This window comes from Gammaproteobacteria bacterium (genome assembly GCA_009838035.1).
Taxonomy (GTDB): Bacteria; Pseudomonadota; Gammaproteobacteria; order Steroidobacterales; family Foliamicaceae; genus Foliamicus.
The window spans coordinates 73,906-85,303 of the sequence record VXSK01000012.1; the positions used below are offsets into that span (position 1 = coordinate 73,906).

Annotated in this window: 7 protein-coding genes; all 7 read right to left on the reverse strand. The window is 59.5% G+C overall.

Features of this window, described 5'->3' with window-relative positions:
• Positions 1–123: 123 nt before the first annotated feature.
• Positions 124–2,052 carry a thiamine pyrophosphate-binding protein gene (locus F4Y72_07285; GenBank protein ID MXZ28096.1) on the reverse strand — a complete coding sequence of 643 codons (1,929 nt, stop codon included), beginning with the start codon at positions 2,050–2,052 and terminating at the stop codon, positions 124–126.
• Positions 2,052–3,080 (reverse strand): agmatinase, encoded by a 1,029-nt coding sequence (gene speB, locus F4Y72_07290; GenBank protein MXZ28097.1) that lies wholly within the window; start codon positions 3,078–3,080, stop codon positions 2,052–2,054. Before speB ends, F4Y72_07285 begins: the two co-directional genes overlap by 1 nt.
• Before the next feature lie 65 nt (positions 3,081–3,145).
• Positions 3,146–5,155: a S9 family peptidase gene (locus F4Y72_07295; GenBank protein ID MXZ28098.1), complete on the reverse strand. Its 2,010-nt coding sequence runs from the start codon at positions 5,153–5,155 to the stop codon at positions 3,146–3,148.
• A gap of 232 nt (positions 5,156–5,387) precedes the next feature.
• A complete protein-coding gene (locus F4Y72_07300; protein MXZ28099.1) occupies positions 5,388–8,207 on the reverse strand; it encodes a TonB-dependent receptor in 2,820 nt (939 codons plus the stop codon).
• Positions 8,208–8,372: 165 nt separating this feature from the next.
• The gene (locus F4Y72_07305) at positions 8,373–9,347 is read right to left on the reverse strand and encodes a site-specific integrase (protein MXZ28100.1); all 975 of its coding nucleotides are present in this window, start codon (positions 9,345–9,347) and stop codon (positions 8,373–8,375) included.
• A gap of 608 nt (positions 9,348–9,955) precedes the next feature.
• Complete coding sequence (locus F4Y72_07310) at positions 9,956–10,180, reverse strand: hypothetical protein (protein ID MXZ28101.1); 225 nt, start codon at positions 10,178–10,180, stop codon at positions 9,956–9,958.
• Between the two features lie 14 nt (positions 10,181–10,194).
• Entirely contained in the window at positions 10,195–11,127 is a 933-nt protein-coding gene (locus F4Y72_07315; protein MXZ28102.1) for a hypothetical protein, read from the reverse strand.
• Between the last annotated feature and the right edge of the window lie 271 nt (positions 11,128–11,398).

An 11,398-nucleotide genomic window follows, 5' to 3' on the forward strand; every position in this document is an offset into this window, starting at 1 on the left:
CGTTTCCGCCCCTTTGTGTGCCTCCCTCGTGCGGGAGGCGCCATCCTGGCTCGATTCTCGCTGTCCTTGCTCCAACGCTCCCGCACGAGGGAGGCACACAAAGGGGCTACGGCAATACGGAAGTCAGATCAGGCGTTTGCGGTTGCGGGCGATGGAGATGTCGGGGTGCCAGGTGGAATTGGCGCCATGGCCCTGCTGCATGATCCGGGCGTCGATCAGGTAGGCGCCACCGTCCCTGTTGACGAGTTGCGCCCGTTCCAGGGCGGCTTCCATTCCGGCCGGCTCCAGCACGGTTTCGGCCTCTACTCCAAATGCCCGTGAAACGGCGGCGAAATCGACCAGCGGATCGCCGAGATAACAGCTGATGTCCTTCCATTGATCGCGGGTCTCGCGATTTCGGGCCAACGGCGAGAACCAGTAGATGCGTTCCCGCTCGCCGTCGTAGGACTCGTTGTTGAACACCACGATGGTGATCGGAATGTCGTGGCGCGCGGCCGCCCAGAGCGCTTCCGTCTGACCGAACAGAAAGGCCCCGTCGCCGACCAGGCATACGACCTGCCGGTCCGGCTGCGCCACCTTGACGCCCAGCGCGGCGCCCACGCCCCAGCCCAGCGCGAAGCCGGTGGTCTGACCGATCAGGCGCTTCTTCCCGGGCGCAAAGTCCATCCAGTGGTACGGCAGCCGGTTGTCGAGTTCGGAGACGACGATCGCGTCCTCGGCCAGGTGCCGGTCGAGTTCCCAGGCCATGCGCGCCCAACTGATGGGCGCTGCGTTCCAGTCTTCTTCGGCGGTCCTGCGCTGGTGTTCCAGGCGTTTTGCGAATTCCTCGCGGGCGGCATCCATCCGGGGCTGGCTAAGCTTCGCAAGCCGATCGCGGGTAGCCATCCCCTCGATGGCGTCGATCAGCGCGGTGGTGATTTCCCGGATGCCGCCGGCCAGGGCGATATCGGTCGGCTGGAAGTTGCCGATGTCTTCGTATTCCATGCGCGCGTGAATGACGGTCGCCTTCCTTGGCGGCGAAGGCGCGAGGATCCCGGGGCCGGGCATTTCCGTGCCCAGGTTCAGAAAGACATCGCTCTGACCCAGGTTCTTCGGGGCGCCCAGACCGTAGAACCCCGCCCACAAAGGGTGCTTGAAGGGAAAGTCGCCATACACCGAATAGCCCTGGCTGACCCGCGCGCCCAGCGTCTCCGCAAGCCGCACCACGTCGCCCACCGCGCCGCTGCGCGTGACTTCGTGTCCGACGTTGATGAACGGCGCGCTCGACTCCAGCAGGGCCCGCGCCGCCGACTCGAGCAGCTCGGGTTTCGGCGGCAGATTGACGTCAACCCGGAACAACTGCTGGGGATAGACGGTCTGCTTCAGCCTGGGCTCGCCCAGGACATTGATCGGGATGCGCAGGTGCACGGGGCCGCCCGGCGGAGTTCCCGCCATCTTGATCGCGCGCCGGGTGAACTCGCTGATCCGCTCCGGCCGATTGATCTGCCAGCGCCACTTGGTGAACTGCTGCAGCGGCTCCAGCCAGTCGTCCATCTGCTGGAACTGGTTGCGGCCTCCGAAGGTGGTCTGGGCCGAATCGGAAATCGCCACGATCGCGGAGCGGTCCTTCCAGGCGTTGTAGAGGTTGTTCATCGCCGACGGAACCGCGACGCCGGGCACCAGCAGGACCGCAGTGCGGCCGCTGGTCAGTTCGTAGCCGTGCGCCATCGCCGTTGCCTGACCTTCCTGCAGGGTCAGCAGGAACTTCAGTTGCGGCCGCGAGGCCAGCGCGTCGAAGATCGCGGTCATGCCTGTCGCGGTGGTCGCGAACAGGTACTCCACGCCCGCCGCCAGCAACGCTTCCACGAGTATCTCGGCGCCCGTTCCCTCGACGCTCGCGCCTCTTTCCTGCGGCAGGGTCTGGGCGTCGGCCTCGGAAATCATCCGCGTCAGCGACTCCGCCGCCGCGCCGGAAAAGCCGATTGCCGCCAGCGCCTTGCCGAACTGCCGCCGCGAAATCGTGCCGTCGAGGAGACTCTTGTAGTTGCCTTGGGTGGACCGGGAGCCGGTCATCAATCGCTCTTCGCCTTGAGGTCGGCCAGCAGGCCGAGGATCTCGAACATCATCGTGGCGCCCACGTGGGCGGTATTCGCTGAAGGATCATACTGCGGCGCCACCTCCACCAGATCGCCGCCCACGATGGGCAGCCCGGCAAGACCGCGCAGAATGCGTTGCGCTTCCAGGGGCGTCAGCCCTCCGACTTCGGGAGTGCCCGTTCCGGGGGTATAGGCAGGATCGATTCCATCCACGTCGACGCTCACGTACACGGGTCCGCCCGCAACCTTCTCGCGGCAGAGCGATATCACGGCCGGCAGCCCCATGTCGTGAAAAGCGTCCATGTGGATCACGGTCATTCCCGAATCGTAGCTGAAGGCCCAGGCCAGTTCGGCGCTGCCGCGAATGCCGATCTGAACGCAGCGGTCGGGATCCAGCACCCCGTCCAGCACAGCCAGGCGGAAGGGGCCGCCGTGGTGAAATTTCTCGTCGTCGTAGGGGCCGGCGGTGTCGCAATGGGCATCGATGTGCACCATGCCCAGCGGTGTTTCGGCGCCCAGCGCCTTCATGATAGGGTAGGTGATGGAGTGATCGCCGCCGGCGGAGATCGGCTTGAGGCCGGCAGCCGCAATCTTCCCGTAGAAGGCTTCTATGTCCTCGATGCTCTTCTCGAGGCTGAAGCGCGAGCGGAACGGCACGTCGCCGATATCGGCGCACCGCAACGCATTTGACGGAATGACGTCGTGAGTGTGGTGGTACGGGCCGACGCGCTCGATAGCCCGTAGCGCGCGGGGGCCGAAGCGCGCGCCCGGGCGGTTGGTCACGCCCAGGTCCATGGGCACGCCGACCAGAACGGTGTCCAGACCTTCCCAGTCCTCGCGGTAGGGAAAGTCCAGAAGGGTCGGGGGGTCGGCGTACGGCTTCTTCTGGTACAGATCGCTGTCGGCGAACTGTTTGAGCGTCTCCCTAAACGGAACGTCCGCCTTCAGGTCTCCGTCCGGCTGTGCGTACCTCTCGCGCAGCCGCCGTAATTTCTCCGCGTCCACTCGCCCGGCTTTCCTAAAAAAGCACGCATTTTACGGGCTGGCTTCAACGCCGCCCGGAGTTGGGCTTATCGGGCCCCGGCGCTGGCCAGGGACGAAGTTCGCCCGCCGATATGTTCGGCGAAGAACTGCTCCAGCTCCGAGTAAAGTCCGACCCGGTTGCCTTCCTTCTGAAAGCCGTGACCCTCCCTGTTCTTGACCATGGTCTTGTATTCGATTTCCGTGCCCCTCAGCTTGCGTATCAGGGGGATGTACTGAGTGTCATGCGGCACCCTTGGATCCCGCTTGCCATGGATCACGTACAGCGGCACCTTGACCTTGTCCAGGTGATTGATGGGCGATGTCGCCAGCAGACGTTCGCGGTCGGCCCTCCGGTCGCCGATGGCGCGCTTGCCCCAGGCCTGAAGGTAGTCGCCTTCGCGAAACTTGTGGTGGTAATCAAGCAGCGCAAGGATGTCCACCACACCCACGTAGTTGACCGCGCAGCGGTACAGTTCCGGCGTCTTGGTAATGCCGGCCATAGTGGCGTAACCGCCGTAGCTGGCGCCGTAGATGCAGATTCGGTCCGGGTCGGCGATGCCCTGTTCGATCGCCCACAGCACGCCGTCGGTGATGTCGTCCTGCATTTCCAGGCCCCACTTCTGCCAGGCGATATCCATGAAGCGCTGGCCGTAGCCTCCGGACCCCCGGTAATTGATCTGCATCACGGCATAGCCCCGATTGGCCAGGAACTGGGTCTCCGTGCGGTAACCCCAGCGATCCCGAACTCCGTACGGGCCGCCGTGGGGATTGATGATCAACGGCAGGTTCTCGCCGTCGGATCCCGGCGGCACCGTGAGGTAGCCGTGAATCTTCTCGCCGTCTCTCGCCTCATAGCGTATGGGCGTCATGGCGCTCATGTCTTGCGGGTCGATCCAGCTGCGTGGCTCGGCAAAGTACTCGATCGTTCCGGCCGCCTTGTCGTACAGGTAGTAGGTTCCAGGATCGCGATCGTTTCCCGAGTAGATCAGCATGCGGCCCTCGTCCTCGCTCATGCTGGCGATTTGGTTCACATGGTCCGGAAAGGCCCCGTCGATCGTGGCCTGTAGCGCGGCGAATTCCTCGTCCAGCATGACCTTTTCCGGCAATTCGTACTGCCAGGAAACCCATAGCGGGCGACGATCCTTCGGCGAGATCACGAGGCCCGCCCCGATATCGGCGCGGTCATCGGCCACGATCAACTCGCCCAGTTGACCGGTTTCGGGGTCGAAGGCGTACAGGGCCGTAGTGTCGCGACCCTCGTTCGTGGCCACGTAGATGGACTTGTTGTCGGCGGCAAACGCCACCGGCCGGAAAACCGGGCCGTCGAATTCATGCGTGGCGTACACCTCCTGCCATTCGGCATCCGGCGCAGGCCGGTAGTAGGACAACTGGCGCAGCAATTCGCCATCCTCCAGCGCCCGCCCCCGGCTGTCCGGGTGCCCTACCGCAAACCGGACGTTCCCGTCCCAGTCCGTCATCCAGCCCAGGAAGTAACCCGGGTTGGTCTCTACCCGGGTCATTCTCGCGTTGTGGATGTTCAGGCGGTATACGTCGGGATAGAACTTGCTGCGTTCGTTGTTGGTTACCAGGATATGGTCCGGATCGTCACGAAGCCGGTCGAGCAGCCGGGTGTAGGTCGGAAGCAGCACGATGCCCCTGTTGCCCCTGAACAGTTCCCGCTGCTCGGTGCCGTCGCGGTTGACGGCGTACAGCGAAAACGACTCGTTGCCGTCCGCATCCAGGCCGAAAATCAGGCGTTCGTTATTGGCCCAGTAGAAAAAGGCGATGTCCCTGTTGTCCTGCTCTCTGCCCTTGCTGGTCAGGCTCGTTAGCCGAGCAGCCTTACGGTCCGACAGACGCATCGTAAACAGGTTGCGGCGACCGTCGTAGGGACCGATCGCCGCCATCCAATCGCCGTTCGGCGATAGCTGCAGCGCGGCGAAATCCGAATTCTTGAAGAAATCGCTGACCGAATACTGTTTGGCCTGTTGCGCCTGGGCCCCGATTGCGAGCAGGGAAATTGCCAGGAACAGGCTGTTTCTGATTGTTGCCTTCATGATCCGCTCCCGTGTGTAGTCTTGTCGTCGGCGCGCGCTCCGGCGCCTTTCATTTGTTTTCGTGATTCTAACGCCTTTGCCCGCCCGATGAGCGCCGCTCCTTGCGCCGGGCCTGTCCGAAGAATCCCTTCGGCGGAAAAAGAAAGGCCGCCGGCGCGGGGGGTGCCGGCGGCCCGTTAGATTGTAACGGATCGGTTACCGGTTTGGAAGCGGCAACCGATCCGTATTTCGATCAGAAGAAGTGGCGGTAGCTCACGTACGGCACGCGCCCGTCCAGGCTGTACAGGTCATACACCGCAGGACGCGGGGATGCGAAGCTGTCGATCTCCGGATCCTCGTCGGTGGCATTCAGCACGCCCACCGTGATGCGGCCGTCCCAAGGCGTGGTCCAGCGATAAACCAGGTCGAACTCCGTGTGCGAGGGCGCCGAGAATCCGGCCTCGGGGCGAATGTAGCCGGCGATGTGGCGCGCATACACCGAAACCGTGTGGTCGGTGTAATTCCAGCGCAGCAGGCCCTGGGCCTGGTACTTGGGCCTGGCGCTGTCACCCACGCCCTCACCCAGGCTGGAGCTCCAGTTCGTGGCCGTGCGCGAAATGCTGCGATAGCGCAGCGAGCGGACTCCGAAAAGGCCGAACGTGAAATCACCCGCCGTCGCCGTTTCGAGATCGTATTGGAGTTGCACGGTCAAGCCGCCGATTTCCTGCTTGAAGGTGTTGCCCCAACCTGCTTCGGCTTCCAGAAGTATGCCGGTGGTCGGTTCGCGTTTCAGTACGTTGCCCGGCGAGCACTCGATTATCTCCGCCCGCGCTCCAGTGTCGATCGTGCTCACGATCTCTCCCGTCGCCTGGCATTGACCCAGCAGTTCCGATTCGATCAGTCCTTGCAGGCTCGCCAAACCGATGCCGTCTTCGATATCGCGGCTCCAGTAATCCAAGCTGACGGAAAACGGTTCCCAATCCACGACGAAGCCGACGTTGTAGCTGTCAGACAACTCCGGCGCCAGCAGGGGATTGCCGCCAGTAAACGTGGGATATTGCTCTTCCACGCAATTCTCCGCCGACACACCGGTGCGCTGGCACTGAACCAGGTCGGTGCCGCCTTCCGCGCTGAAACTCCGGGCGCCATACAGGTTGTTCATATTGGCTGCCCGGAAGCCTTCGCCCCAGGAGGCGCGGAACAGCAGCCAGTCCGTGGGCTGATAGCGCGCCGATAGATAGAGGCTGGTTTCGTTGCCGGCGGAATCGTCGTAGCTGTCGTAGCGCGCCGCCGCGCTGACTTCCAGGTTGCTCCACACAGGGATATAGGCTTCCGCAAAAGCGGCTTTCACGACCCGCTCGCCTTCGCCGCTGTTGCCGGCGCTGCCGATCAGATCGCCGCCGGCGCTCAACGGATCGTAGATGTCGTAGAACATCTCGTCGATGTATTCGAAGCCGACGGCCCAGCCTATCGGGCCGCCCGGGGCATTGAGGAAGTCGAAGCCGACGTGGCCGCTGTAGGTGCGTAAGTCCGCACGAATATCACGATTTGCATTTGAGGTAATGGCGTCGTACGCGTCGGCGTTAAGGGGGCTCAACGGATCAAAGGGGTTATATAAGCCTTGCGCCACGTATTCGGAAGCGGTAAACGCTTTCGCGTAGCAGCAACTGTCCTCGCGGCCGTCGTAGCGGGTGTGGCGCACTTCGAATTCGTAATCGAACATGCCAACCGTTCCATACGCCAGAGCCGCGTTCTCGAACAGAGTGTTCGTTGCCTTGAAGTCCCGGTTGCCCAGGCCCACGAAGCGATGGCCGAGGAAGTAGGCCGTGCTCGGGTCCCACGGAAGCCGCAGGTGGGAATATGGCATGTCGAAATCGAATCCCTCCTTCAGACCCTCGATGGCCCTGACCGGAATGGCGAAGAAGCCGACCGCCGGCGCATAGCGTCCGTGGGTGTTTATGGTGCTGAACATCGATTGCAGGCGCACGGCGTGGTCCGGGTTCAACTCATAGTCCGCGTGCAGAAATGCGCTGGTCCGCTTGAGGTCCGCCGTTTCCCAGGAAAACGCCGTGTAATCGAAACCGCATCGTTCCTGGCCGCTGGCGGCGATGTACGGACCGGCCAGCAGGCGACCGCCGTCCGGGCCCACCACCTGCTCGCAGTTCGGCGGCGACAGGAAAAAGGGCCAGATCGTGTTGCCCCAGGAACTGAGGTTGTCCGTGTTCTCCCACGCATACCAGGTGGCCTCGAAAGGCGCGCCGGGATAATCCGCCGCACCGGCGTCGTACCCGTTGTCTCCCTTGGAGTAGAAGCGGTCCTGTGATGCGATGTGCGTCTTGTTACGGAAGTCGGCGGTGAACAGGAAACGGCCGCGATTGGTGCTGCCACCGATCGTGATCACGCCAGCGTCCGAATCCGCCCCCTCACGCGTGGGGCGCTGCAGCGACGTGCCCACTTCGAGGCCGTCAAAGTCCTTTCGCAGGATGACGTTGATCACACCGCCGATCGCGTCCGAGCCGTAGATCGCCGAAGCGCTGTCGGTCAGGACCTCGATACGGTCCACCGCGGAAAGCGGAATGATGTTGAGGTCATTGGCCTGGTTGGCCGTGACCGGAGAGCGCGGCGAGCGTCGGCCGTCCAGCAGCACAAGAGTGCGGGTGGACCCGATGCCGAACAGGTCTATGGTCGCCTGTCCGATGAACGAGTTGCCGGACACTTCCCGCGACGAGCCGAACGTATTGACCGGGCTGTTGCGGAGCACATCCGCCACCGATTCCTGGCCGCTCAGTTCGATCTCCTCGCGCGTGATGACGACTACGGGCCGGGCTTCCTCAAGGTCTATGCGCTTGATTCGCGATCCGGTGACGACCTGTTGGCCTAGTTCCAATTGGTCCTCGTCTTCGTCGCCCTCTTCCTGGGCCATGGCCATGGGCGAGACGGCGAAGGCCGTTATTGCGCCGGTGAAAAGTACCGAACGCACTGCTCTTTCCAGAGCATTGTTCTCAGGTTTCATCTTTGTCCCCTCACTGGTGATTGCGCGGGCGGGTGTGGCACCCACACCGTGCGGTCGCATAAATGGAAACGGGTAAACTCCAGTGTTTCCCCGTAACCTTTAGGTAAGGAACTTTATCACAAGCAAAGCCCCCAAATGCAGGAAATAAGGCTGAATCGCCGTTCTGGCGCATTCCGAAGCAACAGTCACCCCCGCTGCAAAACGATTGCTTTCGTTAACTAGTATCTATAGAAAGTTTTCGCCGGCATGGTCTTCGAAAGAATTCGCATCCCGAACGTATTTCATTACCGATGCGGGATTGCGGTGCCGCGTGACTTCCATGATCTTGTCCAGACGAGCATGATGGGCTACCGCGCTGGTCACGAAACCGGCTCGAAGAGAATGCCCGGACACACTTTCGGGGTCCAGCCCGATGCCCGCGGCATAGTGTTTGAGCAGACGGGGAATGTCGGAATGATGAAGGGGTTTGCCCTGTATGTAACCGCCCCGCTTCATTGACTGGAACAGCGGACCGCGCCTGATATTCGATTTCAGCAGCCAGGTCTTCAGGCGCTGAATGGGGCGTATGACCTTGCCTTCCGGAACCGCAATCCTGTGTCCTTTTCCGGTCTGATCGGTCTTGGACCTCCGAATGGTCAGAAGCATACGCCTCGGGGCTCCCTGCCCAGGCTCAACAATGTTGATGTCGGACACACGCAATGCGCAGATTTCGGAGCGCCGCAGGGCGGCTGCGAAACCAAGCGCAAGAATCGCCGCGTCGCGACATCCGATAGCAGTATCGGGACACTGAGCGAGCATCGCCTCGATATGGTTCTCGCGCAGCGCCATGACCTGGCGCGGCGCTGTTCCCTTTAATCTCGCCAAACCCTTGAGCGTTGCCGTTACAGTTGGGTGACGCGTGGGTGATGACAGCCCTGCGCTAACGTACCGCTTGGTAATCGCGCTGGCGTAAAGCGTCACCGTTCCCATCGACAAAATCTGCCCACTCTTGGGACTGCCCTGCGTTGTCAGTGATATCAGGAAACTGGCCACCGTTTCCGGCGAGACCGTCAACGGATCGGCAATTCCCGCACGTCGACAGTACTCTGCAAAACATGCCCACCCTTTGCGATACGCCTTTCGAGTGTTTTCCGCCAGCGCCATCCCCCGCACAGCGCTGAACAAGTTCTCCACGCTTGTGCGTTGATCAATCATCTTCATACACCTCCACGGCGTCCTCTTCGGCTTCCGGATCGCCCTCGAGTAAACATCGAAAACTACTCGACAAAGTTCCTTACCCAAGGCTATGGGTAAACGACAAGTCTATTTTTGGCCAATGCGGCCGCGCGCGGTGGCCATCACCCGTGAAGAGATCGATCTGAGGTGTCCAGGCATTTCCTGTTCATCCTCAATATTGAGGGAGTTTTAAGTCTCTATTAATCCCATACGGTGCGTTATAGCTTCATATAGACCCACTACCGCAAAGTGCCTTGAATTGCCTTATTATGGGGGCTTACCCACCTAACTACACAAACGACTAATCCAACATAGACCTGTTTTTTATAAATAATATACAGTGGCCTCTCGCGGGGGTTCTGTATTTGTAAATATCTATGGAAATTCAACTGAGGAGTACTGTCTATACTTTCTCAGCGCCGATGAAGCCACTATCAATATTTATAACCTCGGCGATTTTCAAAATTTTCAAATTCATAAATACCTATATGGACAAAGAAATTGCCACTGCTATCAAGAACGGGATTTATACAATTCTAACCATAGGAGGGATTTACGCCTTTCTGCTGATTCCCCGCATACTCTAATTGTCACTATTTCCTCTCTGCGAATTTCTGAATAGCTTTGGGAGCGAAAGCCCCCAATACGAAGAACGCAACCAATTCCGTATTGCCTTTACATTCGCCCCACCCCATTACTTCAATCAACGCTAAACCTGCCGCGACGATCAAGGACAGCATAGACATTAGACGCATTGACGATGGGTTCCCCTCGTTGTCTGAGAGGAATTTTTTTGTCGTCTTGGATTTATCAGTCATTACCAGTATACCGTTTACCAATCACGGCCTGATCGATTTCGTTTTCTCTTGTTCCCTTTGTCATCCTCATCAACCACTCGCTTCAATGTCACGCCGACCTGAAATGCTGACGGGTCGCCGTCCAGAATAGATGCCCGAGACATTCTAGCTTCGGCCGAACTGATTTCCACTGTGCCTATTGGAGTTTCGTCGGCTCCAAGAACTTCGCCCGTATCAGGATCAACAAATGTCTCGCCAACTACGAATGCCGCCAATTGATCGCCTGGACTGAATAACACATCACCGTAGTTCAATACCAGTGTCCCGTTTGACTGAACCGCAATAACCTTAACGGGGATCCGTGTCGTTACTATGGCTTCAGCTATATGGTTAGATACCACTCGTTGAACTTCTGCGAAAGGATCGGCTCTAGTCTGAGCTTGAGTTACATCGCCGAAGGAGAAAGATGATCCCACTTGAACTGTCTCCGCAATTTCATCAGCAATCAAGATAAGGCCTGTAGAGACATCAGTCACTTTTAGGTCAATACCCATAGACACAGAGAGTTCTTTACTCTGAATACCTCCAAATGAGAACCCGCCTTGTAACTGACCAAATCTGGTAATGGTTCCATATACGAGATAATCCACGCCGATCAGTCCCCCTATATCTCCACCAGCATCACTCAATCCAGTCGCGCCCAAACCTTGTTCTTGTAGCAGGAGTTCGAGGGATCGTCGTTCCATAACGTCCATCTTTCCAGTCTTGATGATGGCGGTTTCCAGCATAACGCGGAAGCCTTCGGATAGATCGGCGTTGCAATCATAGGATGATCGATCCCACCCTTCGCACGATATGTTTTGAGCAGCCGTGGCGATCTGCTCAATGGCGACAGTCGGTTTACCAGCCTGACCCCAAGAAACCAAGGGCCACAAAACGACAATCATCGCTGCTATTCGAACATTCATCAATCATTCCTCCTCTTGTTCACAAAACCGACACATAGGCGTCGAGCCATTGCAAACAAATTCCAAGGAAGAATGTCCTCGCTTGTTCGTCCAAGCGAGAATAGCTAGTTCCCGCCAAACAAGACTGTTGTATTCAGCGAGTAACCCGACCAAGCGGGACTCGGAATTTGTTTGCAAGCTGCTATCTTATCGCAATTCAGAAAGAATGCGCTATAAGGTTCGATTCGACCGACCGTCCACTCCTGACACCAAATCCTTGTATTTGATTCGA

Excerpts from the sequence above, each read along its gene's own strand:
- F4Y72_07300 (MXZ28099.1), bottom strand. The coding sequence starts at position 8,207 with ATGCGACCGCACGGTGTGGGTGCCACACCCGCCCGCGCAATCACCAGT.
- F4Y72_07295 (MXZ28098.1), bottom strand. The coding sequence starts at position 5,155 with ATGAAGGCAACAATCAGAAACAGCCTGTTCCTGGCAATTTCCCTGCTC.
- F4Y72_07285 (MXZ28096.1), bottom strand. The coding sequence starts at position 2,052 with ATGACCGGCTCCCGGTCCACCCAAGGCAACTACAAGAGTCTCCTCGAC.
- F4Y72_07305 (MXZ28100.1), bottom strand. The coding sequence starts at position 9,347 with ATGAAGATGATTGATCAACGCACAAGCGTGGAGAACTTGTTCAGCGCT.
- F4Y72_07310 (MXZ28101.1), bottom strand. The coding sequence starts at position 10,180 with ATGACTGATAAATCCAAGACGACAAAAAAATTCCTCTCAGACAACGAG.
- F4Y72_07315 (MXZ28102.1), bottom strand. The coding sequence starts at position 11,127 with ATGAATGTTCGAATAGCAGCGATGATTGTCGTTTTGTGGCCCTTGGTT.